The following is a 25,137-nucleotide window of genomic DNA, read 5'->3' on the forward strand; positions in this document are numbered from 1 at the left end:
CTTGAGAAGACCTATCCAGCGCGGTATCGTTCCGCCCTACTGTAAAAACTGTGACCGTACCGGCATAGCCTTGATACAAATCTATAAATCCGAAGACTCCTTAAAAGTGAAATCACTTTATTCATCAGATAGCAGTTATAACTACGAAGACAATAAAATATTAACTGAACATATAAACAAAAGCGGCAGCCATTTCGCTGATGGGGCTTTCAGGATAGTGGTCCCAATACATTTTTATTATAACGATGAACGTACTGTACATAAGCCGTCATACTTGGTGGATTCAACAGTTAAAAGGATAATCAAAGATTTAAGCTGGAAATTGCTGGTTATGGAACCAATTATTTATGTGACATGGCCCCCGGCGAGATAATTTTTTGCATGCAATAGTGCGTATGAAATGCTGGCGGATGCACATGTTTTTAGACGCTTATCTTTTATCAGACTGTGGTAGTCTGGAGGCTGAAGTAACATGGAGTCCAGCGTAGCTTAAACATTTTTCCGTTGTATGCAATTCAAGCGCTTTTCAATAAAACAGCAGTTATGACTTTACTAAAAGGCTATCATTTTTCTCAGCCTCAGTTTTACTGCGCTTCCCGTTTCCGCACAGTTGATCCTTGATGACTGGGTGTTAGCTTTTAGCAAGGAAGCATATTAAGACGTCTGAGAACAGCTTTTTATTAGTCCAGGATGTTACTAGTTATTCAACACGTATAAATAAGGTTCCTTGCCGGTTGGACCCGCCAACAATTTGTTTTTGGCTCTTAAAGGTGGCGTTACATAGTAGTTTCCATTAACAACGAACTGAAAAGGTATGTAGTCGTCCAGTCCCATGTTATCATTTGGTATTGTTAACGAGTAAGTAGAGCCGACCTTTTGCATCCGTCCATGCCTGTTGCTGGGATTCCATTCGCTGAAATGGCTAATTACGGCTATACTGGTTATCTTTTGGGAAGGCAGATAATATTCCCTGGGGTTGAAAGTAAATCTTACACTATCGCCTGACCGCTCGCAACCATATATTTTATCACCGTCGAGTGAGAATTGGTTTACTTGTGTATAGAATGATAAGCTTTGCTTTGCATAAGGATCAGTTGTTTTCGTACCGAGCTCCTTTAAGACTGCTGTATGTGCCACCTCAAGTACGTTAGTTTCCGCACATTCAATATCGGGCTGTACACCAACACCACTCCAGTTAGTACCGGTAACGGGGTTTATACCCCTACCAAAAGGCACATTAATAATGAATGAGTCCCCGACGGGAAAGTCGGTGGCAGGGTTAGCGGCGCCCCTGGTGATATGACCTACCAACGTTGCACGTTTTAAATTTTTCATAACATAACTAAACTCTTCCGCAGCAGAAACTGTATTCTTTCCCACCAGTAGATACAGAGGCACTTTCGTACGGTGCTTGCCACTGATATGTTGGGATGTAAACGTTTTGACTGTATCGTTTGAAATACGTGAGTAAATGGAATTAAGGTGAATACCAGCTTCCAGGAAATAACTGGCCACCCGTGCCACCATCTTAGGCGAACCGCCGCCATTTCTCCTCAGATCAATAATGATCGCATCTGTATTCTGAAGAAATTGCATGGAAGCGGTAAGCGTTCCGTCCGCTTCATCGACAAACTCAGTAAAAGCCATTAGATTTAAGTAGCCTATATTTCCATTCAATATTCGGGTATCACGAAATCCAAAGTTCCACTCTTTAAGTGCAGCGAGTAAGCGCGCCTGTACTTTGCTGTTACCGGCATTATCACTTCGCTTTTGTTTTAGTTCCGCCACTTCCGCAGGATTGTAGTACAATGAAAGATGCTTATCATTATTGATACTCTGCAGATCAATAGTAATTGTATTTGCGAGTTTTGCGGGATCACTGATACCGGAGTATTTTCGTAAGTTTTTTTTCAGCATTACGCACATTTGCTTAGCGTGTTCAGGATAGATATATGTTTCTGAAAGCTTTTTACATAGCGAGTCAACTAGCGAAGCATGCCAGCGAGTATTATGTTCCTGTGCAAAACCGTAATTGAGGCCGGCCAACGTATTTAGCAAAAAAATAAGGATTAAGTGCTGAAAGCTGCGCAGAAAGTAGCAATTAGTGAACAATTTACAGGTAAGAACACGCTGAAAATGCATTTGTTTCATGACTCTCGGTTTATGTTGGGTGTAAACTAGGTGCCGAATATTATAATGAAACATGTAATCTGCAAACGCCCCTGTTGCCTCTGCAAACAGGCAGGTATATCGAATTCTATTTCCAGAAAGAAACGGGAATCAGCTGAATTTTGTAAAAGCTCGGCGAAAAGCGTGCGATTGGCTGCTAAATCAACCCTCAATACATGAAGCTCAAGCTCCCAACACTCCTCATATGCTTTATATTCTTTTTTTATTTTATTCATATTGCCAATACGCTGCCCGACCTACTATCTGGTTACTTAAGGCCGCCATGGTTGCCCACCGACTTGCGTCGGGCATATTTAACGCTATCTGAAATTTTACTTGGCTTTCTTTTTTGCCTAAGTATTTATCTCATACTGTGCTATTTCTATCCTGGAAAAAAGCTACTGCAGATCATCCTTTTACTCCCTGTCGCTTTGGCTGTTTGCTTCTTTTTAAACTTCTTTACCGAGCAGTTTATTGAGCAGCAGGTGTATCGCTTAACCTTTTACTTTCCTAATCATTTGTTCTTCTTTTCTTCCTATACCTTGTTCGGTGCGATTTTTTATTTTATCCGGTATACTTATGACAAGGAAATAAAAGAAAAAGATTTACTGATACAAACCCGCCAAACAGAATTGTCCTTTCTTCGATCGCAACTAAATCCACATTTTCTATTCAATGCATTGAACAATATATACTCGCTGGTTTACCATCATTCGGATAAAGCCTTACCAGCAATTGCAGGATTATCAGAATTGCTCAGATATTCACTATACCATGCAAATGACCTCGTATTGCTTAAGGATGAAATAACTTACATTAGTAAATTCATTGAGGTGCAACAGCTACGTTACACAGATCCTAAAAACATTTCATTCAGTGTAACAGGCGATATTGCCAATGTATTTATCCCACCTTTGCTGTTTATTTCATTTATTGAAAATGCATTCAAACATGCAGCATTAACCAATACTGAAAATGCGATTTCGGTAGAAATTGAGTGCAACCAAAACGAAGTAGTTTTCTCTTGTGTAAATACAATAGGCGACGATAAAAAGGGATCAAGCGGGGGAATTGGCTTAGAGAATATTAGAAAAAGGTTAATGCTGTTGTATCCTGATAAGCACCAACTCGAAATATGGAAATTAAACAACCAATTCTTCATCCGTTTATCAATTCATCATGGATTGTAAAATCAGGTGCCTGGTTGTTGACGATGAGCCCTGGGCGATGGAACTAATCTCCGATTACGTACTAAAAACACCTGAACTGGAACTTGTCTACAAAACCACTAGTCCTATACAAGCGTTATTAGTCGTGCAGCAAGGCGGTGTCGACCTGATCTTTGTAGACATACAAATGCCGGAACTGACAGGTATACAGTTAATGCAGGCTATTTGGAACAATTGCAAAATCATCATTACAACTGCTTACACCGAATATGCGATAGATGGATTTGAATATGATGTGGTAGACTACCTGTTGAAGCCGGTAACCTACGATCGATTTCTCACCGCTATTCAAAAGCTCCTGCGTATATCAGAAAATCGCCAAAGTGACGATGCGGTCCAAATGGGCTATATCTTAGTAAAAACTGACAATAGATTACAAAAAGTGAAGTTTTCTTCTATTCGTTATATAGAAGGCTTACGCGATTATATTGCTATTCATACATGGGCAGGCAAAATGCTCACCTTAGAAAACCTAAAAAACATGGAAGCAATGTTGCCTGCAGACAAATTTTTGCGCATACACAAATCCTACATTGTTAGTATAGATAAGATCACTGCGGTAAGTAAAGGCAAAGTAGTCATAGACGACGTTTTCCTTCCTATTGGTGACACCTATAAAAAATCATTTATGAGTGGGTTTGTAGATTTACGAAGGCGGACAGAAGACGATAGCTGATCGGAGCATTGTTCATTGTATTGTAAGGGAGTAGAAGTTGGTAATTAGACGGAGCTGACGTTTTCCAATTGCCACAACCTTATAAATACTTAAACGTTAGCGGGTATTGAAGAAGCACCCCAACACCGACAACAAATCCCTAACAAGAATTATAGCGATGGAAAGTAGCATTGAAAGGCCGAAATCAAATGGTCAGTGCGCAACCCCATTCGCTCAGACTTACTTTAACGGAACAAGAGTTGACCTGCATGTAGGTAGCCTAATTGAGGTTGGTTATAATTTTAACTATGGACAAAGGAAAAATGCAAAATATATTTTCTTAACAGCAACATTGGATGCTGCAATTTGAGGTGCCGAACTCGCATTTGGCGTTCCGGTTCAATGTCGTTTAGTTAAGTTGCTTGTCACTTGACTAGCTGAATAAAGCTCTGCAGTACAAGAGTGCGACCCACTAATAAATTGGGGGCACGGCGCAACGATGTTCGATAGCAATTCAGGAGTTGGGTCCAAAAGAAATTTCTTAACTAAACGACATTGATTTCTGATTTTATGCTTTACTCCGTGGTCACATCTTTTAGTAGTTGAACGTAAGTCATCTTCCGGTCCTGCCGCTAACAAACGCAAGAAATAGTCTTTTTCTGTCAAATTTTGGTCTGACGAAAATCTAGTTTTGATCAGGACTAACACCTGAATGTCTAAAGCCAAAATAAAAAGTCTATTTTGCTTGTTTATCCTAATCAAATTATCGGGTGCTGTGCATTCGCAAATCGGGTAATCGGTTTTGGATTACGATGAAAACCGGATGTTTAACCTGGGCGGCGTCTACGACGGTTTGTTTAGAAAATGGCACAAAACGCGATCTGCCAGACCGGGTACTGCGCGACAGGAACCACCCTTCGGTGATCATATGGCGTATTGGAAATGAATTACCCGAGCACAGAGATACCAGCGCGGCACGTATAGCCCGCGAGCTTGCCCGTATTATCCACGATTTGGATACCACAAGGCTAATCACTAAAGGTAATAACGAACCCGGCCTTGGCAATAAGATTGTTGAATCGGGGATCAATCCCGTTTAGTTATGCTTATCACATACCGAAAAGGTGCGTATTGAGTCAACAGTACAAGAGTGCGACGCAAGGATGGTAGGCCAGTATACCGGTGTTTGGTCCAAAAAATTGCTTAACTAAACGACATTAAATCGGGGCTGTTGACCTGTTAGGCTACAATTACCCTAACGATAGATTGCCCACATAAAAAAAAACGTAATCGAGCATGAAAAAAATAGTTGGTTTATTTATCACTCTGGCAAGTCTTACAAGCTCAGCACAGCAATCGAAATTTGCAAACATTTATTCGTTCATCGAAAATACCGAGGTATTTGAAGTCAACCAGACTGAAGGTCACACGGTTTGTATTCCCTTTGAATCGGTTGGTGAAGCATTAAACCTTCGGGAATCGAAGTCAGGTAACGTGCTTTCGTTAAATGGAAAGTGGAAATTTCACTTTGCCAATACTCCGGAAGGTACACCCAACAACTTTTTTACATCGAATTTTAATGATCAGAAATGGTCTGAAATTACGGTTCCCTCCAATTGGGAAATGCAGGGTTTCGGCGATGCTTTTTTTCGAAATGTTGCACATCCGTTTCGCTCCAATCCGCCCCTTGTGCCTCGCGAATACAACCCCACTGGCTCGTATCGAAAAACATTTAACCTACCGGCTAATTGGAAAAGCAAACGCGTTTTTTTGCGCATGGAAAAAACTGCTTCGGCATCGTTTGTCTGGATCAACGGACAGGAAGTTGGCTACAACGAAGGTGCGCAGGAGCCTGCTGAATATGATGTTACCAGTTTCCTGAAACCAGGAAAAAATACCATTGCCGTAAACGTAATTAAATATTCAGATGGTGTGTATCTCGAGAGCCAGGACTATTGGCGCCTGGCTGGTATTTTCGATGATGTTTGGCTGTATGCAAAATCGGATGTTCATATCTTCGACTGGCAGGCCACTACCGACCTGGACAAAAACTATGAAAACGCGAAATTAAATGTGCAGATTACGGTGAATAATCAATCGAAAACCGCTAAACAGAACTACAAAGTTCGGGCTTCGCTGTTTAGTTCAGACAATGCGTTGGTTAAGAATTTTATTTCTGATGCAGTTCAAATTAAGGCTGATAACAAGCAAATCATTAATATTTCATCAGATGTATTAAATCCTAAAAAGTGGACCGCTGAAACGCCGAATCTTTACCGGTTAACGTTGGAATTAATCAACAAGGAAGGTAAAACTGAAGAGGTAATCGCCGGTCGCATTGGCTTTAAAGAAACTGAAATTCGTCATCAGGTTTTCTATCTGAATGGAAAAGCCATAAAACTCAACGGCATCAATACGCACATGCAACATCCCGATTTAGGGCACACCATGGACGAAGCAACCATCCGGAAAGACCTTGAAATACTTAAACAATATAATATAAACTGTATACGCATATCCCACTATCCGCCGGTACCACGCTATTTGGAATTGGCGGACGAGTATGGGTTTTATATTATCGATGAAACCGGTGATGAAGCTCATGCAACTGAATATTTGTCCAACAGGGATGAGTGGGAGGCCATGTATCGTGAACGTGTTCGGAGAATGGTGCTTCGCGATCGTAATCATGCGAGCATTTTGTTTTGGAGCGCCGGAAACGAAAGTGGCGAAGGAAAAAATATTTGTGCAGTGATTGAAGAGGGAAGGAAATACGATACTACCCGCTCCTGGATGTATGGTGGAAATGCTTTTGCGCAGCGTTGCGAAGAGATTATCGGCCCACGTTACCCAACCCCTTTTGACCTCAAAAACCAGGTAGCGCTGGTTCCTGAAAGTGTTGACAGTCGTCCATCATTCCTGGACGAATACCTTTCGGTGGCCGGAAATGCCGGTGGAGGACTGGACGAATATTGGGATGTGATTTACCAGTATCCACGCATCATGGGCGGAGCTATCTGGGATTTCGTGAGTCCGGGATTGCGCGAGCCGGTTCGCAAATTGGCAGACTCTTCACCAAACAATGTAGCAACTTACATCATGGGACGCGCCAAACTGGTGGCCGGCCACGATGGAAAAGGTATTGATCTGAATGGTCACGATCAGTGGGTGGAAGTTTATCAGGATAGAAATATCGAAATGTCCGGTAATGAACTAGCGGTTTCATTTTGGGTATTTCCACGCGATTTAATGAAAATGGGTGGCACACTGCTCACGAAAGGCAACAATCAATTTGGTTTGCAGCAGGTAGGTGACAGCTCGCTGGATTTCTATATTTATACTAATAGAAAAACAGTTGTCCGTGGTGCATTACCTCAAAATTGGACACAGAACTGGCACCATGTGGCAGGCATCTACGACGGGAAGTCGATATCAATATATATAGATAGCAAAAAGGTGGCTGAATCTCCTGTCACCGGGAAGATTACGAATTTCCCTTTTCCCATTAACGTAGGCAAGAATGTCGAGACACATGGGCAGCACACCTCGGTTTATTTGTGCGATGCCATTATCGACCAGGTGGGTATTTTCCCAAAATCGATTCAAGTCAATGACTTATTTGCAGCAAAACCAGACTTAAAAAGTCGTGCAGCTTTGTGGCTCGATTTTGAACAGGAGCAAAAACAAGGCGAGTTTTTCAGCTATGGAATTGGCGCACGTACCTATGGAAGTATTTCGCCCGATCGGGTTCCGGAGCCGGAAATGTACCAGATGAAAAAGTCGGCTCAGCCCGTTTCTGTAAAGTGGAGCGATTCCGAAAAAATGGAAATTGAAGTGCAGAACCGAAACTTTTTTACCAATACGAATGCCTTTGAAGCACGTTGGAACCTGGAGGAAAACGGGATAACGATAGCTTCCGGAAAGTTGGAAGTCGATGTTGAACCGGAAGCAAAAAAAACCTACGTTCTTCCTATTCAAAAGCCTCAGCTAAAAGCTGGTGCAACCTATTTGGCCACGATTAGTTTTCATTCGAAAGAAGCGACACAATTGGTGCCGAAGGGTTTTGAACTGTGTTGGGATCAATTGGAATTGCCATGGATTGTACCTGCCGGGGAAAAATTGGTACAGCCTCAGACCAATCCTTTAAAAGTGACAGACAGTGAGCAACAGTTGGTTGTATCCGGAGTAAATTTCGATTATGCGTTTAATAAAGCCGATGGACAATTGTACTCCATGAAATACATGGGTACAGAATTGCTAAAACAGGGAGCGCAGCTAAATGTTTGGCGTGCCCCTCTGGCGAACGAACAGGATGACTGGACCTTTCCTTCGGTAAACGTATTTCCTACAAGTCAGGGCTACGGAAGGATGGTTGCCGCTGCATGGTATTCCATCGGTATGGATAAAATGAAGTCAAAAGTTGAAACATTTCGGGTTGAAAATAAGGCTGGAAATACAATTGTCAGTATTCGTCAAATTGCTCTTTTTGGAAATTCAAACAGCGCCGGCTTTGAAAATGAGATGATTTATACCATTTCGCCTGACGGTGAAATTAGTTTGCAGCACACTATCAATCCGAATGGAAAGATGCCCATGTCGTTGCCACGTATCGGAACAAAATGGGTTTTCAATGACCAAATGCAAAATGTAGAATGGTTTGGCCGTGGGCCGCAGGAGAATTATCCAGACCGCAAAACCGGCTATCGGATCGGGCATTATCAGTCGACAGTCGATGCGATGTTTGTACCGTATTTGCTGCCTCAGGATTGTGGCTTGCGCACCGACAACCGTTATGTACGACTGACAAATGCTACAGGAGTTGGAATGGAGTTTTCGGCAACTGAACCCTTTAATTTCAATTGCTATAATTACAGCACTGAAAATCTGTCAAAGGCAAAATACACCTATCAGCTCATCAAATCGGATGGTGTAACATTCAATTTCGATTACCAAACTACAGGGGTAGGATGTACGGCAATTGGGGTGCTTGATAAATATCAAACTCTTCCCCAAACTATAAAGTTTACAAGTTCGATAAAACCTTTTAAAATCAATAAGTAAGCCTTATAATTTTTAAAGACTGAAGTATCAGTAATGTAAAAACTCAGTATAGAAGTAAAGCCAATAAACTTGTTGGTGTTAGGATTGCTACCCGGACTACTTTTCAGGTTCTCGCCGTGTTTTCGTGTTTAATCCTGGGTAAAGGGCAGGGACATGGCGCACCAATGAAGTAATGTACTATCATCACGCCGAGCCTATGGCCTAAACACAAAGTCCCGAACCAGACACGGCTGAGACTAATGAGCCCAGTCTTAAGCATTACATTTACCACATTGGTTTAGAGGTAAGCAGAAATCGTATCGTTAATAGAACTGCTGAGCATTGGGAGGCTATCTGGAGTGCCCATCGACGTGCCGGCCAGAAAGCAAACAGCGAATTGAAATAGGCACACTATGCTTGAGCGATTATTGATAATGTGTTTATAAAATTGTGCCTGGAGGTTAAGCGTTCAATTATAAATCCCTGTTTTACTTTCGTTATTAATTGGTGCTGACGTTTTCCAATTGCCACAACCTTATAAACACTTTACCGTTCGCGGGCATTGAAGAAATACCCCAACACCGACAACAAATTCCTAATAAGAATTATAGCTATGGAAAGTAACATTGAAAGCCCGAAATCAAATGGTCAGCGTGCAACCCCATTCGCTCAGACTTACTTTCACGGTACAAGAGTTGACCTGAAGGTGGGTAGCCTAATCGAGGTTGGTTTTAATTCCAACTATGGACAAAGGAAAAATGCAAAGTATATTTTTTTAACAGCAACACTGGATGCTGCAATTTGGGGTGCCGAACTCGCATTTGGCGAAGGCCGTGAAAGAATTTATGTTGTAGAGCCAACAGGGCCACTTGAAGATGACCCTGACTTAACAGATAAAAAATTTCCAGGTAATCCGACGAAATCGTACCGTTCAACCCATCCATTCAAGGTCGTTGCAGAAGTCATTAATTGGCAAGGGCATCCTATTGAACAAGTTCAGGTTATGAAAGACCACCTCAAACACCTTAACGAACAAGGTATCACTTCGTTAAACGATTAGGTTCTGATCATCAAGGGTGAGGGTTATCAACACAAGAAGACTGCTGTGAACACATAGGCAATCAGCGACAGAAGCGAACAACAACCGCTAACAGCGTGTTTATAAATGGTGGTTGGACGTTAAGCATCTTTCCATCGCTATTTTGGCGTTGTGTTTACGTAAGAATTAATTCTTAGAATTCCTACATCTTCATTATGACTTGAACGTTGTGCGTCACTTTACACAGCACCCTTTATGCTGAATGTATCCGAGAACAAATTGCCACATTGCGACGCGTTGTTGCAACATTCTTTAGCTCTGGGTATGCAGAAGAGGACATACTCAAAATGACCCGGCCAGATGTGTGCCGAATTACTGCTTACGAACGTGAGACACTAGCCTCGAAAGCATTCCATATCTGGACGATAAGTATTTAGAGTGTCAAAGGAAGAACCTATTCGACACAATGGTCCATGGTGCTTTGGAAGACTTTTGACATATTACCAATTACGAATAGCCTGACTTAGCCTTTCTGGACCCTGTTGACAAGTATTATCGCCGACTGAAAGTTGCTGCGTTGATTAAGCAAAGTGACCCAATAGAGATTTCAACTGCTTAGTTGGTTGCTGTTTGTGACTTTGGTTTCGTGTTTGGCCAACTGTTTAAACAGATAGATGATTTCGGTTGGTTGTATCCGGATCTTTATTTCACTAGATCATTGTTCATCATTAAAGTGGATTGGCGTTACAGTTTTGATTGGGCTTGAAGAAGTTTAGCGTATAAGGATGTGGACGATGGTTTCGAGGCAAAATTCATGTTCCTGTAAAAAAGCACAGCAAATCGAGTGACAAAACGCGAACGCACAAGATGCTATTTGTTAATCCGGCTTAAGAATAAGAGTTAGTAAATAAGTACTATAAATCTTTATAAATAATTTAAGCTAACGTAATACGGCCTTCCGCTACTTTGAAATATCCTTCCGTTGTGCGCACTTTAGTTTAAACAACTACTTTTTGATCATGAAATCTATTGTCCTGGTATTACTTACCTTTTTCTATTTAAAATTAAGTGGACAAAGTAAAATTTACTTTCAAAACAAAACTGGCAGGCCTATAATGATTCAAAAGAGAACCATCTTAGAAGTTGGCTCATATCCTTATACATTAGATACGAATGCACATGAGTTTCAAAACATACCTATGGAGGACGTAGGCCCGATGATTTTGGGGGTTGTCGTTGTTCCGCCTCAGGGTCCATATGGCTCACCCGATGGAGTCTACTTCTTGTTCAAGCCTAATGATACTTTACTCATCAATCTGAACAGGCAAAATAAGCCGCTCATTACCCATATCAGCTCATCAACTAGAACTAATGAACTGTCTTTTGCCCAGAAACACCACGACTTCGTAGCTACCACACCGTTATATGCTCTATATGGACAAAGTAACAATGCTCAACTATTCAAACAACTTTGGAGAAGTGCCGTTTTAAAAAGGAGGGATTACATATTAGATAGCCTTTATTGGCCTTATATAAATACGGCTGAAACCTTTTGCGTCAACAATTCAATAGACCCCATGATTGGGCGTCTATTTAAGAGCTTTTACCTTGGGAGCATGATTTCGGATAAGTTGTTTGGGGGTCGTAAGATCGATCCCACCTTGCAATCACAACTGGTTAAATTTTACCAGGACTCTCTCATAACATGGAGTGGTATGATGAATTGCATCGAGTGCGGGAATATACCAAGCTTCAATTTAGGTTTAAAAGAGGTCTTTAGGCTTCGCTTTCGCAATTTGAAAGTATATCCATTCATAGACACAATATCATTTTTGACCAGGGGATATGCTCGGGATTTTCTTTTGTCCAGCTTTGTCGTTGACAAAATGGAAGGACTTAAGCAGCCTGACAAGTTATTGGCTTATTATTATTCCCTCTGCAAAGATCCAATCTACAATCAAAAAGTAAAGAACAACTATATGTTGCGAAAAGGCGATGTGAGTTTGAAAGGGAGTGATATAGCGGTTTTAATGAAAGCAAATAAGTCCCAAATTGGCTTTAATCAGTTAGTCTCAAGTCTGAAAGGAAAAGTAGTATATGTTGATTTTTGGGCAAGCTGGTGTAAGCCATGTATAGAAGAAATGCGATTTTCTCATGCCCTGAAAGAAAGGTTGGCAAAGCAAAACATAGTGATGCTCTACATATCAGTAGACACGGATTTTAGTAGTTGGGTACAAGCAAGAGAAAAGTATAAGGTTAATGGCGAATATAGTGTAATACTTGTCAATCCTGAAAAGAGTGGGTTAACTAAGATGATAAATTTGGGACCAATTCCCAGGTATGTAATCCTAAACAAAATGGGAAAGATTGTTCGTTTCGATGCCACTCGACCTTCTGATGAAACCACTTACAACACGTTAATGCAAATGTCTAACGAATAGTGAACTGTTTACCACAGACTTAATGTTTTTCAAACATCGTCAAGTTTCAAACTAAAAGCATGACTTTACTCATTGGGATGCCGGGCATTTTTGAATGGATAATGATTATGGTTCTTGCTTTGGTGGTATATGGTGTTTACAGATTGATTAAAACATCTATTTAAATCATAGTGCTAAAAAATATGCTTCTTAGAAGCATTGTTTTTGCTTCTACGCAAACAATCAACATCAGTATATTCATTTCTTTAAGTTTAAGGAAGTTGCTATGATAGTTAACGTCTTGGTGTGGCAGTGGAAGACGGCTTACGACAGTGTGTTCATGCAATGCTGGCAGGACATTCCTTTACTACTTAACTCTATAAGGCTCCAGTTATGTGTGAGTTGTGGTAGCACAAATCCCACAACTTCATCTAGACTTTAAGCTTGTTTGTAATGCGATCCCCCAAATTTAACGTTGCGTAATTTGATACTGGATGAAGACCATCAGATTTGATAAAACCCAGTGTGGCGTGGAAGTTTTACTGCGTGTCGGTTTAGGCGATGAGGTTAAGGAAGCCTACTTAGATACGGATGTCTACAAGACCGACTACTTTGAAATCTTATTTTTTAGAACGGCCAGTGGCTACCTTGTATTAAACCATCGAAAGATCACCATTTCAAGCAACACCATAGTTTTTATTTCACCTTTTCAAAAACGCCGATGGAAATTAAGTCCTCACCAGTTTGACTTTACCTTTCTCATCTTCCAGGAAGACTTTCTCAACGACTTCTTTTCAGATAAGTTATTCACTTTCCGCTTATTATTCTTCTACCAGTTAGATATTTCGCTTAATATGGCGGTGACAGATGAGGATATTCAAAGGGCTTGCAGCATTCTTACTGAAATTAGCATCGAACTAAAGCAAACAAAACTGGACAGTGAGCATATTATCCGATCATTACTTTACTATTTACTGCTTAAGCTTAACCGGAACTATGCTTTAACAAACAAGCTGCCGTTGGAAAAACCAGAGAACAATTATGCCTATGAGTTTAAGAAGCTAATGGAGTTGCATATCAACCAGAAGCAACGGGTAAGTGAATATGCATCACTTTTAGGCATTAGCAGAATAACGTTGAATAAAGCTGTTCAAGCTCAGTTTGGCGCTACAGCCAGCCATTTGCTAAAGCAACGTCTGCTCTTTGAAATTAAAAACTTTCTTCTGCATTCTCAATTCACTGTTGCTGAAATAGCTAACAAACTCAACTTTTCCGAACCCAACCACCTGCTGCGGTTATTTAAAACACAAACCGGGCAGACGACTGCCGGGTTTCTGGCTAATTATCAAAATGGTAGCATTCAGTAATGCTTTGGTAGGCACTAAACAGTCTTGCACTTCGACCTTTGCCTTCATCTTATTAACGTAACAATTGAAAAACTATGGCAACAAGTGCAAGCATTCAGTTCATCAGAAATGCCACATTAATTCTCCACTACAACGGAAGAAAAATATTGGTAGACCCTATGTTCTCTCCCAAGGGGACGTTTGACCCAATTGCAGGAAAAGAACGTAACCCTATGGTAGAGTTGCCTATTTCTGTTGAAGAAATCATTAGAGACATTGACTCGGTGTTAGTGACACATACCCATCCCGACCATTTTGATCCAGTGGCGATGGAAGCATTAGACAAGTCTATCAGACTTTTTAATCAGCCAGCGGATAAAGATTACTTCAGCAACGCAAATTTCACCAATGCTGAAACGATAACCGATAACATTGTTTGGGATGGTATTACAATCTATAGGACTGGTGGTGAGCACGGCAGCGGTAAGGTTTTACAGCTGATGGGTACTGTTTCCGGCTTTGTACTGAATGCGAAAGACCAGCCGACCATTTACATTGTAGGGGACAGCGTTTGGATTAACGAAGTAGAGGAGTCAATACAGCATTTTAAACCAGATTATATTGTTACCAATTCAGGTGGGGCAGAAATGCCAGGCTTCGTAGGAACACTCATCATATTGAACGAAGAGCAAACAGTGACTTTAGTTTAAGCTAGTGGCAATGCCAAAGTATTAGCAACACACATGGGGGCGCTGGACCATTGCCTTACCACAAGAACTTCATTACGGAGAACAGCAGACGAAGCGAAAATTGCATCAGATAAGTTACTAATACCTGGAGACGGCGAAAAAATTACGCTAAATTGACGGACGCACTAGACACAACATTGCATTACTAAAATCCCGGCTGATAAACAATCATTCGGCATTTTGTTCTTTATTCAACATCTTCTAACTTACGCAAGCAAACGGGAAGCCAGTTCCGGCTGTTCGGCAATGCCTGAACGTAGGTAGCGATTTTAAATTCAAAGTGTGACACCGAAACAAACAGAGCGGCTTCGCACGAGGATTTTTAACACTAGAAGGACACTTGCCGGTGAAAAGCGCAAGTTTGGATGTCATGACGACAGCCGGGGCTTCGTTACCTGCCGACTAAGGACTTTGTTCAGCTTAAGGACTACAAAGGTGGACTGACCTACCTCCGATGGTTCAGCAAGAATTTTCCTGATGATATCGGTTTACCCGACTTTTTTCTTGAGTGGACAATTATTTTGTTCAAGTGTGGCAAGCGCAAAGAAGCAGTTACCAAAGCCTTTAGAACGTTTTGCGCCAACACGTACCTGTTTGACAAAGTTTTCGGCAGACCCATCACGCAAGTTGACAAATGGGAAAGCTCCAGCCTGGAAGGGCCTGACAACACAGCATATTTGGAGTACTCAAGTGGACAAGCTGAGCTTGCCGATTTTAGTGAATGGCTGAATAACCTTATTGCCACAGACGACTTCAAGAGCCGTTGTGACAAATACATTGACATTCACAGGCGGCTCAAGACGGAAAGTCATCGTGAGATACGCCATTACCTCATCATGCAGGCAAAACAGCTGGAAGAAACATTGTGACGAACAAAATACTACCAATATCGGTTTTGTGCTATGGCCATGGGACAAACAAGGTCGCAACTACATACCTTCCTATTTTTCATTCAGCTATAAGTTGCAATGAAACTTGTCTTTATTTTATCATTTTTCAAACGTAGTGTCATTTCTATCAACAACAATACATGAGTACAATGGAGCCATTAATTTCGTTACCGGGTGAGGGAGAAAAAATAGCGGCAAATGGAATAGAAATTTTCCTGAAAGCCAAATTGCAGCAGACCAATGGGCATTGGTCGATGATAGAATACCTGCTGCCTCCTTTTCTTCCCGGCCCGCCGCCGCATTACCACAAAAAAACACAAGAAATGTTTTACGTTCTTGAGGGAACGCTCCAATTTGTTCTGGATGGAAAAACAATTGACGCTCCTTCCGGCACTTTGGTCGTCGTTCCCGAAGGCTCGGTACATACGTTTAAAAACATTGCTACTGATAAGGTTAAGTTCCAGGTTTGGTTCAGTCCTGGCGGACTGGAGCAATATTTTCTTGATGTTCAGGAATTAATCAACAATGAACCTTCCTGGCCGCCTGCTGATATGGGCAAGTTGTTTTCTTTGATGGCCCAGCATGATACTTATCCAGCCGATCAATAACAAAAGAGTTGCTTAAACTTAGTGCACAAACCAGGCTTGCCGATTGGGATTCACCAGCCTACGCCAAGCCCGATCGTTAGGCCATGTTTCTTCAACGTCAATACATGAGAAAGCATAAACTAGCATAGGGCTTCTTGAAAATGGAGACCGAGTCAGCATACTTAATAGTATTTCATGTAATCTGCACTGTTATTTTCCTGGTCTTTCTGTTCACGCTTAGGAGATTGCGGAAGCCAGAAACCGGTATGATTATACTTTTCGTAGTATACATGACTTCGCTAATTTTTACGCTTTTGAGCGTTTCTCTTGCCAGGGAGGCGCTTGCCTTTGTTTTATTTTGTGTTTACTTAGGAATCATAATGATAGTATTAGGGTTAATTACGTTAATCGTCCAGGTCTGCTCAAAAAGAACCATCGCTTAACAGTGTGTTCATGCAACTCTGGCTAAAATATTGCCTAAACTTTTGATCTTTGTCGAACAGCAGTCGTGTGCAAGCTTAACTAACACGGAAACCAGCACAGCGTGACAGCATGAACACATTAAGGTATGCTTACAAAAAAAGAGACCTTTTAAGCAATCATCGTCTTTGATTCGATCACTATTAAACCAATTGACATGATTAACTATGGTCTTTTAGGTTTGCTTATGGGACTTTCTTCATGCGGCATATATCGTCAAAATGTGGTTAATGCTCCTTTACTGCAACAGAAAGGCCATACCCAAATCAGCGGTCATAACAGTTTTAGCGGACTGGAGGTACAAGCGGCTTATGCACTCACCAAAAAACTTGCGGTTTTGGCTAACTACGGTGATATGGGCACTAAAATAGAAAATAGCAATAATAATTACTTCAATAAGCATTCGTTTAAAGAATTCGGGGCCGGCCTTTATCAAAAAAGAGAAACAGGTAGGATACGGGAAGCGTTTCTTATGGTCGGAAAAGGAACATCTGAACGTACCAGAATAAGGCCAGATAGTACAGGTAAATCACTGTCCGGGAAAGCCAGCTATAACCGCTTTGCTCTTCAGGCAGACTTTGGGAATACAAAAAAGAAACTTGAACATGCCTTATCTCCTCGATTATTAGGTGTGCACTATTCTAACATCGTTGATAACACAAGATCTGACTATAAAGACTTAAGTAATTTTCATATCTATGCAGAAGGAGCTGTAACTCTCCGCTATAATCTTCTTAATTTTCTACAGATTACAGGGCAGTTTTGTGCAACACTTCCGCTAATACGATCAGGAGGAGGATATAACTACTATTATGATTTTTCTCCGTTTAATTTAGGTATAGGTTTACTCTTCAACATAAACTTATCTAAACCAGTAAATTAAAAGGGATCTGTACAATGACATCAGCTAACAGTGTTTATAAAATCGTAGCTGGGGCAGGAAAGCAGCTCACCGGCTTCCGGAAAATTTAAGATAACTTTTCTAACATTGACTGATCTCGTATCTGGGGATTTCGAATCCGGCTTGTACATGACTACTTCGGAATAGACTAGTTAATCTTCTGGATGATGAAGACAATCTTTCTACTGACCTTATCGCCGGATGGAACAATCTTCGATGATTGACCAACTGCCCATAACAGTGTTCATGCAATGCTGGCCGAAGAACCTCCGCTGAACTGTTTATCCGACTAACGATGTTTGCAAACCTGGTTAACACAGATGCCGGCATCACATAAACCCTTCAACCCTTGCGGTCAGCATAGAAGAAGACAAACAATCAACAAATTACAGGTAATCTATTGGAAAATATCTTTTGGATAGGATATAGTAATGATGAAAGACCCGTTGCAATTGATAAGATTCGGCATGTGGTTTCCAGATACGGGGACATTGTCGATTTTCATATCTTTTCAGATATTTCCTTAAGTATGACTATAGAAATCGAGGAATACAAAATTGATTGCTTTTATGACGAACTAACACAAATCATAGGAGTTCAGAAGTCGGCATATCTGAAATCCAATCCTAAAAAGGAAAGAACTATTTATCTTAATATCACTTTCGCCAAAGGCACAGGAAACCTGGAAATTGGAGTACCTTCTGTTCCAGGTTGACGATTAATGAACATGGAAGTAAGATATGACTTACACCATAGTCTAAAAACATCACTTTCACAGCTTGGAAAAGCCATTTAAGAACAGGTGAAATGAACAACAAGAGAGTGCCCAACTGCTAAGATCGGTTTGGAAATATGGCGGGTAAAGTGTTATTATGAATTTATGTACAAGGCTTAACGTAGTATTCTTAAACTTCAGTCGCGGAAGTCCGCCACACGCCAGGTCTTATCTTTGTACCCCACCTCTAACGATACCACATTCGTAGCTCACTGCAGCCTTCTATGAACGCTCAGAGAATTTTGATAACCTGCCTTCGGTGCGGGAATGTTTTCTCAGGCGCTAATTTCAAGCTTATATCCTTTGCCGCGTATGACGACAATCCTGATGTTCGGATCAAATTCCAGCTTTTTTCTAAGTTTTGAAATGAACATGTCCAGGCTGCGCCCTACGATCACACCATCATCTTCCCATATCTCTTTTTGGAGCCGGGCGCGCTCTATAGCCTCGTTCGGAGAGGCCGCGAAAATGCGGAGTACACGGGTTTCAGTTCTGGTCAGGTCTATGCTCTCCCCATTTATCATGAGTTTACGACTCTCCGTGTCGAACGCCATCGACCCTAAAGTGAATACGCTTGTAGACGCCTGCGAGAACGGGGTAGGATGATCCTCGGGTGCATCAGACTGATTTCCGGGAACAACACCAGGGGGTTTAGGAGACCGCAAAAGAATAAATCCAATCAAAGCTAAAGCTGCAAGCCCGCCCAAAAGATATCCATTCTTTGCTGTAATCATTCCTTTAGGGCCGAATTTGAGATTAATCATGTAACACCCTACGGGCTGCCTTCTTCCTATACAGGCTACAATATTATCTTTCTTGTTTTTTGATATAGCAAAGCCATAGGCTATACTATGATTGGCACAGTTAACTACGTTGACCACATAATCGCTCCCGAGCGGGTCTTTGGCTAACAAACGCTTCGTGGTATTCACCAGGGCTTCGGGTTGAAAAGTAAATGCATTCTCAAAACTGATCTGGTATTCATTTTCGGCGATTTTTTTTACTGGCAGTACCCGCGACGTACTGTCGCCCGACTGAAGGAGTATTTCATGTCCGATCCGGCGAAGCAAAATTTCCCTTCTGGCAAAGTTAAAGTCATCATTACCCGTCATGCTGAAAGCCACGCCGATTATGGAGATAAACAATAGCATGAACAATCCGCCCAGGTGTTTTCGTTTGTCTGCCCACACATTTCTTCTAACAAGCATGCTATCAAGAGTTTATTTACAAAGTTTACACTATTAATTACAATCCAGGTTCCTCCGTCTGAACACCATCAGCGTATTTTTATGGCCCAACTTCAAGGAGACGGGTAAGATGGCTGCTTTAAACGGGTTTGATCCAGTAAGAAATTAGTCTTTGTTAATTAAAACTACAAAATATATGAAAACAGTTTTTTATGCGCTGATCCTGCCGCTGGTTGTGGTAAGCGGACTGGTATTTGCCAATCGCGAAATCAAAGATAAAATGGCTGAAAAACCAATACCAAAGCCACTCTCTGCTGCTGAAAGGGAGGCCGCAATGAAACAATGGGAGGCTACACCTGATGGTATAAAGTTTAAACAATGGGAAGTGTCTCCCGCAGGTAAGAAAGTGTATGCCGCTGAAGCCAAAATCAGGAAGCAGATAAGTGCTTTTACCAATATGGAGGCTGTTGTAACCAATCTTTCTCTTCCACCGGGCTCACGATTAGGTTTTGGCGTGATGGTCAGGATTAATGGTGAGGACTATATTCTCAGTTTTGGGTCGGGTAATAACAGTGACTTTCGGAAATTGCAAACCCTGAAAGTGGCCGACAAAATAATTCTAAGGAGTCATAATGTATCGCATGCGCCCAAGTATGCATATCCAATACTAGCAGGCGACTACGTAGAACGAGATGGTAAAATAATTTATAAGCGTGCTCCTCGTAAAGGCGGCTGCTGAGCGAAGTTGTCGAAAGACCGTTGCGGAATTTAAAGGTAAAAAGAGCCAGAAATGACTTTTCTGGAAACTTCCGCGGTGAAACTTTCCTCGTTAACTTACCCGATAGCAGAAGATAGATGAAAAAACCAGCAAGGTTATTTCACCTGTACTTGTTCGTTTGTTTTACACACCTTCTGTGAACAAAGCCAAACCAACTCACCAGAATATTAAGTCCGGAAAAAATGGATACTCCTGGTCGCAACGCAAACAGCTGGCTACCTCAAAGGTGCCTATAAGTATGGTTCGGAATGTAAAACAAGAGAGAAAAGGAAACTTTTTGATTGTGTATTTGGTTCGGAACCGGAGGTAGTAAGCCGGTACGATGGGGTATTTTTCTAAAATCTAACAACAAAAGACAGACTTTCCATTAAAGATATCAATACAATCATGGAAGACAAGACCGGGAACATGTGTAATGTTTCATCCAAGATAAAGAAGGAAACATCCGGAGTACCGGTGAAGTAAGTCCAAAGGTCCGGTCACTTTAAGAGTATGATGTGTATTCCTGGACAATGAAATGCCGACTGCAACAGAAATTAAGTTGGGGGGGAAGAGTAGGTTTTTTGGGGATGTTGGGAGCGAGCGATGGAAGTATTTGGTTTGGATCCGGAGGCGGGATGCATAGTTTTGATAGGGTGACCATCGCTGACTTTGGAAGTGCGAGATAACAAACAGATTAACAGTAACTAGTCCTGACAGAAGTGAAACAGCGGGGTACCACATGGGGTTTGCAGCTATGCTGGCTGATAAATATATACTCATCTCGGTGTTCGATATTCAGCAGCGGTTCCAGCTTCCGTCTTTCCAGTCGATTTTGTGCTTACCTTCAACATTAGTCATGCTTTTGGGCTTCAGTTCCGGGCTGGACCCTATTATGCCAGCACAGCAGCAAGCCTTGTTCGCGGGTGGCATTTTTAAACCAGGCATTTCAACATCTATTCACATTACCGGAGTTTTCGTCATTGATATGAAGCATTTCCTAGTACTCTTTCTATTTATTACATCACAGGTAATAGCACAAACACCAAAATTATACAATCATACTTCGAATGATGTGCATGTAATACATTCCGAGGTGTTAAATCAGGACCGCCGGATATACATTCATGTTCCAAAACTCGATTCGGCGGATATAAACAAGGCATTGTCCGTAATGTATCTCTTAGATGGGGAGAATCACTTTCACATTCTTTCTGCATATATAGAGTACTTAAGGCATTGGCAGGTTATCCCTCCGATAATAGTAGTAGGCATTGTTAGTGTGGACCGTGTAAAAGACCTTACACCTACTAATAGCTTAATTGACTTTGACGGTAAAGATGATTCTAAGTATAAGACATCAGGCGGCAATGAGCAGTTTCTTACCTTTATTCACCAGGAATTGATGCCTTACATGGAGGCTAATTACAAAACGAGTCCTTTCAAAATATTTGCCGGACATTCGTTTGGTGGTCTTACAGCCATTAACTGCATGCTTACGCGCCCAGATATGTTTGATGTTTATATTGCAATAAGCCCCTCACTATGGTTTGGCAATAAATATATTTTACGATTGGCGGAACAAAGGTTACCAGGGTTAAGAATGAGTAATAAAAAGTTCTTTTACAGTGTAGGAAATGAAGGAGGTGCTTTTCGAGGCGATTTGTTGAAATTCGATAAGCTGTTAAACCATGCTAGATTGAAAACAATTGAACACAAGTATAAATATTATCCTTCTGAAGACCACATGACAGAACCAATTCCTGCATATTACGATGCACTACGATTTGTTTACAAGGATTGGAAATACGATAAAGCAAAATGACATCATTGTGAAAAATGTGAATTCGAAAACTGAAACAAAACTCCCACCAACATGGTGTTTGCGTTTGGCCGGCGAGCGTAAATTGTTTAGTGAGGCAAGAGCGACAAAATTATGCTGAAATATATCTAAATATCAATTCAGCTGACAATTGGATTGAACTTCGAGTAAGATAAGAATACCCGCCGATTGTGCTACGTGTCCTTCTCTGGTAAGATGTCGATAACATGGTTCTACTTATGTCTGCCAATGAATAAAGCCTTTTTTTGTAAACAATACATCTTTTTGTCCGGGGCAGGATATTCAATAAGTCGCCAACCGATCGCGAAGCTCCCGAACCCTGTTAGGTAATTCTTCCTTTGCAACCTGATTTGAAACGGGAAAAACAAAAATACCATTTAAAAACATGGAATGGTTTTTTGTCGAGATAAACTTAAAATGTAGATGATGAGAATAGTTTACTTTTTCCTGCTTTCTTTACTCTTTTTTGTTGCTTGTTCTCCAGTTCGGAAGGCTACTGTTCATGGAAGAATAGCTTTAACGAATGTTGCAATAGTTGATGTAATAAATGGCAGCCTCTATCCAAATCAAACTGTAGTCGTTGGTGGCAATCAAATAATTGAAATTGGAAGGGCTTCGAACACGAGAATTGAAGCGGGTACATCTATTATTAATGCTCGCGGTAAGTACCTTCTGCCGGGTCTGTGGGATATGCATGTGCATCTCGAATTGGCCACAAAGGAATCGCTTCCCCTCTTCATTGCTTACGGAGTTACTGGTGTCAGAGACATGGGTGCAAATTCCTTTGATTCGATAAAGCAATGGCGAAATGAAATTGAACAAGGCACACAAACGGGTCCGCACATTATTGCTTCTGGTCCAATTATCGACGGCCCTTTTTTCACCAATGAACTGCGTGTCACTGTTAATACGCCATCAGAAGCACGGAACGCCGTTGATTCTTTAGTAGGTCTGGGTGTAGACTTTATCAAGGTGCATCAACAAATTTCAAAAGACGCTTACCTGGCCCTGGCCGACCAAGCTGCAAAACGTAAAATTTCGTTCGTCGGACATAAGCCCGCTGCCCTAAGTACACAAGAACTTATCAAAGCTGGGCAAAGCAGCATCGAGCATCTATTGAGTACACCTGATTTGAACGATACAACTATTGCTCTGTTACAAGATGCCAACGTATATTTTACCCCTAATCTATTGATAATAGATAAGATTGCTCGTTATAATGACTCTTCGCTACGCAATGACAAGCGCTTAAACCACTTATCAACTATATTAAAGCAGCATTGGCAAAAGCAAACAGAAGCCTGGGGAGATAATGTTAGCAGCACGATTGCATACATGCAAAGCCTTTTGCCGGTTATGCTACAACGAACTTCGACACTGCAAAGTGCAGGCGTTCTCTTGTTGGCAGGAACTGACATCGGTATTCCTTATGCCTATCCGGGAAGTAGCCTACATGAAGAATTGGAGATACTCGTGCAGGGGGGACTTACTCCCCTTCAGGCCTTACAAACAGCAACCATTAATCCGGCAAGATTCTTCAAAAAGGAAAATGAAATGGGTTCTATAAAGAAGGGTAAGCGGGCCGACTTAGTATTACTGAACGCCAACCCTTTAGAAAATATTACAAATACAACAAATATCAATATGGTATTTTCTAATGGGAAAGTCTTCGACAGAACAAGCCTTGATGCACTCGTAAGGTAAATTAAAAAGGTGTTTTTTAAAAAAGTTTCTACGTAGCCGGCAGGGGTCCATGTAATCAAACTGTTTAATGCGGCAGAGAAAACCTGTATTGATCATACTACCATAGAAAAAGCATCAACGGTAATACAAATAAGTTGTATGCCGTTGATGCCACATTATTAAGCAGGTCTGAATTAATGATACAATGTTGTTTAATTAAGAGAAATCTTTGGTGACCAGCTGTGGTAATTTTATTTGCCATCGTTGTGTCACTCCCTTGTACCGCATCCCTTTATTCACCAATTTCTGCTACTCACCTTAAGTAAACGACATTGATTAATAATAGATCATCTAAGGCAACAAAACCCTGTCAATCAGATGCACAACGCCATTGGAAGCCATCACATCTGTTGCAAGAATATTCGAAGCTGTTGTATTCGAAGTTCCCTTGATGGTCGCGCCTGTTGCAGACAAATTTATGGTGGTATTGCCGCCTGCAAACATTGGGAGGGAGCCATTTGACAAATCAGAAGAAAATGCCCTTCCACCTCTCAGATGATAAGATAAAACAGCCGTCAGGGTAGCAATAGGTATCTGGCTGATGTTACTAGCCCCAAGCGTGGGAAGCAAATCTCTGAACGCTTTATTGGTGGGTGCAAATACCGTAAGCACATTAGTATTTACTAAGGTAACAAGTGCCGGAGAAGCCGCGCCAGCTCTTACAACTGCATTTACCAATGAGTCAAGCCCGTTATCACCACCAAGATTTGCCTGGGCTGTAGCAACTATGTTTCCTGCCGGCTTATTTAATGCTTTAGCAAGCACGTGTATCACACCATTAGATGCCGCTACATCTGCCGTTACCACTTTAACACCATTTACATATACACCGTTGGCATTCCTTGTTACAAAAATCGAATCGGCAGGGGAGTTGGCAGTAGAAATTTTTGCATTCGGTCCGGCAGGTACATCAGCTGCCAGAACTCTTGAGGGAAGGGTATGATACAGCAACAATCTTTGTAATTGATCAGCACTTAAAGCATCAATGCTAGCCGAGGTGATACCTGCGGCCGAAAATGCAGCGTCGTCAGGGGCAAACACAGTAAAAGGACCTGTGCCTGATAAGGTACCATTAAGCCCTGCTTTAATTACTGCTTTCTCCAGCACGGTAAAGTTGGCTCCATCTACTACTTTCCCGGTAATAGTATTATCTGCGGGTGTAGTATTGTCGTCATCTTTGTTACAGGATACAATTGATAGCCCAATGAATGTACTAATAACAGTTGTTGCACAAAGCGTAAATAGTCTTGATTTCATGTTCTGATCTTTTAGTTATGAAATGAAATGTTTGGCTACTATTAACCGATCAAGGTGAAAAAAAGTTTAT

At 41.4% G+C, this 25,137-nt stretch carries 19 protein-coding genes; 16 read left to right on the forward strand and 3 right to left on the reverse strand.

What is annotated here, in order from left to right; all coding sequences use genetic code 11:
* Positions 1-696 precede the first annotated feature (696 nt).
* Positions 697-2,205: a S41 family peptidase gene (locus EXU57_RS08895; RefSeq protein ID WP_133267842.1), complete on the reverse strand. Its 1,509-nt coding sequence runs from the start codon at positions 2,203-2,205 to the stop codon at positions 697-699.
* A 140-nt stretch (positions 2,206-2,345) separates the two neighbouring features.
* On the opposite strand from EXU57_RS08895, the gene EXU57_RS08900 reads away from it, so the two are divergent.
* From EXU57_RS08900 to EXU57_RS08960, 13 genes are all read left to right on the forward strand, one after another.
* Positions 2,346-3,359: a sensor histidine kinase gene (locus EXU57_RS08900; protein WP_133267843.1), complete on the forward strand. Its 1,014-nt coding sequence runs from the start codon at positions 2,346-2,348 to the stop codon at positions 3,357-3,359.
* On the forward strand, positions 3,349-4,074 hold the full coding sequence (locus EXU57_RS08905) for a LytR/AlgR family response regulator transcription factor (RefSeq protein ID WP_133267844.1): 726 nt from the start codon (positions 3,349-3,351) through the stop codon (positions 4,072-4,074). The genes EXU57_RS08900 and EXU57_RS08905 overlap by 11 nt, the downstream gene beginning before the upstream one ends.
* Positions 4,075-4,231: 157 nt before the next feature.
* Positions 4,232-4,423 carry an NAD(+)--rifampin ADP-ribosyltransferase gene (locus tag EXU57_RS25880; protein WP_133268006.1) on the forward strand — a complete coding sequence of 64 codons (192 nt, stop codon included), beginning with the start codon at positions 4,232-4,234 and terminating at the stop codon, positions 4,421-4,423.
* Positions 4,424-4,865: 442 nt separating this feature from the next.
* A complete protein-coding gene (locus EXU57_RS08915; RefSeq protein WP_133267845.1) occupies positions 4,866-5,153 on the forward strand; it encodes a glycoside hydrolase family 2 TIM barrel-domain containing protein in 288 nt (95 codons plus the stop codon).
* A 196-nt stretch (positions 5,154-5,349) separates the two neighbouring features.
* The gene (locus tag EXU57_RS08920; RefSeq protein WP_133267846.1) at positions 5,350-9,114 is read left to right on the forward strand and encodes a glycoside hydrolase family 2 TIM barrel-domain containing protein; all 3,765 of its coding nucleotides are present in this window, start codon (positions 5,350-5,352) and stop codon (positions 9,112-9,114) included.
* 592 nt (positions 9,115-9,706) lie between these two features.
* Positions 9,707-10,153: an NAD(+)--rifampin ADP-ribosyltransferase gene (arr, locus tag EXU57_RS08925; protein WP_133267847.1), complete on the forward strand. Its 447-nt coding sequence runs from the start codon at positions 9,707-9,709 to the stop codon at positions 10,151-10,153.
* Between the two features lie 998 nt (positions 10,154-11,151).
* Positions 11,152-12,573 carry a TlpA family protein disulfide reductase gene (locus EXU57_RS08930; RefSeq protein WP_133267848.1) on the forward strand — a complete coding sequence of 474 codons (1,422 nt, stop codon included), beginning with the start codon at positions 11,152-11,154 and terminating at the stop codon, positions 12,571-12,573.
* 473 nt (positions 12,574-13,046) lie between these two features.
* Positions 13,047-13,919 carry a helix-turn-helix domain-containing protein gene (locus tag EXU57_RS08935; RefSeq protein WP_133267849.1) on the forward strand — a complete coding sequence of 291 codons (873 nt, stop codon included), beginning with the start codon at positions 13,047-13,049 and terminating at the stop codon, positions 13,917-13,919.
* Between the two features lie 74 nt (positions 13,920-13,993).
* Positions 13,994-14,608: an MBL fold metallo-hydrolase gene (locus tag EXU57_RS08940; RefSeq protein WP_133267850.1), complete on the forward strand. Its 615-nt coding sequence runs from the start codon at positions 13,994-13,996 to the stop codon at positions 14,606-14,608.
* 560 nt (positions 14,609-15,168) lie between these two features.
* Positions 15,169-15,516 (forward strand): hypothetical protein, encoded by a 348-nt coding sequence (locus EXU57_RS25355; protein ID WP_207955438.1) that lies wholly within the window; start codon positions 15,169-15,171, stop codon positions 15,514-15,516.
* 170 nt (positions 15,517-15,686) lie between these two features.
* Positions 15,687-16,145 (forward strand): cupin domain-containing protein, encoded by a 459-nt coding sequence (locus tag EXU57_RS08950; protein WP_165958088.1) that lies wholly within the window; start codon positions 15,687-15,689, stop codon positions 16,143-16,145.
* Positions 16,146-16,761: 616 nt separating this feature from the next.
* Complete coding sequence (locus tag EXU57_RS08955; RefSeq protein ID WP_133267852.1) at positions 16,762-17,487, forward strand: hypothetical protein; 726 nt, start codon at positions 16,762-16,764, stop codon at positions 17,485-17,487.
* Between the two features lie 418 nt (positions 17,488-17,905).
* Positions 17,906-18,220: a hypothetical protein gene (locus tag EXU57_RS08960; RefSeq protein ID WP_133267853.1), complete on the forward strand. Its 315-nt coding sequence runs from the start codon at positions 17,906-17,908 to the stop codon at positions 18,218-18,220.
* Positions 18,221-18,555: 335 nt separating this feature from the next.
* On the opposite strand, the gene EXU57_RS08965 is transcribed toward EXU57_RS08960, so the two are convergent.
* A complete protein-coding gene (locus tag EXU57_RS08965; protein ID WP_133267854.1) occupies positions 18,556-19,488 on the reverse strand; it encodes a winged helix-turn-helix domain-containing protein in 933 nt (310 codons plus the stop codon).
* 175 nt (positions 19,489-19,663) lie between these two features.
* Between EXU57_RS08965 and EXU57_RS08970 the strand changes: the two genes are divergently transcribed.
* From EXU57_RS08970 to EXU57_RS08980, 3 genes are all read left to right on the forward strand, one after another.
* A complete protein-coding gene (locus EXU57_RS08970; protein WP_133267855.1) occupies positions 19,664-20,206 on the forward strand; it encodes a hypothetical protein in 543 nt (180 codons plus the stop codon).
* 760 nt (positions 20,207-20,966) lie between these two features.
* On the forward strand, positions 20,967-22,049 hold the full coding sequence (locus EXU57_RS08975) for an alpha/beta hydrolase (protein ID WP_133267856.1): 1,083 nt from the start codon (positions 20,967-20,969) through the stop codon (positions 22,047-22,049).
* Positions 22,050-22,490: 441 nt separating this feature from the next.
* Positions 22,491-23,771, forward strand: a complete 1,281-nt coding sequence (locus tag EXU57_RS08980) for an amidohydrolase family protein (protein ID WP_133267857.1) — start codon at positions 22,491-22,493, stop codon at positions 23,769-23,771.
* Positions 23,772-24,101: 330 nt separating this feature from the next.
* On the opposite strand, the gene EXU57_RS08985 is transcribed toward EXU57_RS08980, so the two are convergent.
* A complete protein-coding gene (locus tag EXU57_RS08985; RefSeq protein ID WP_133267858.1) occupies positions 24,102-25,067 on the reverse strand; it encodes a fasciclin domain-containing protein in 966 nt (321 codons plus the stop codon).
* Positions 25,068-25,137: the final 70 nt, after the last annotated feature.

The sequence above is a fragment of the Segetibacter sp. 3557_3 genome, from assembly GCF_004354985.1.
Taxonomy (GTDB): domain Bacteria; phylum Bacteroidota; class Bacteroidia; order Chitinophagales; family Chitinophagaceae; genus Segetibacter.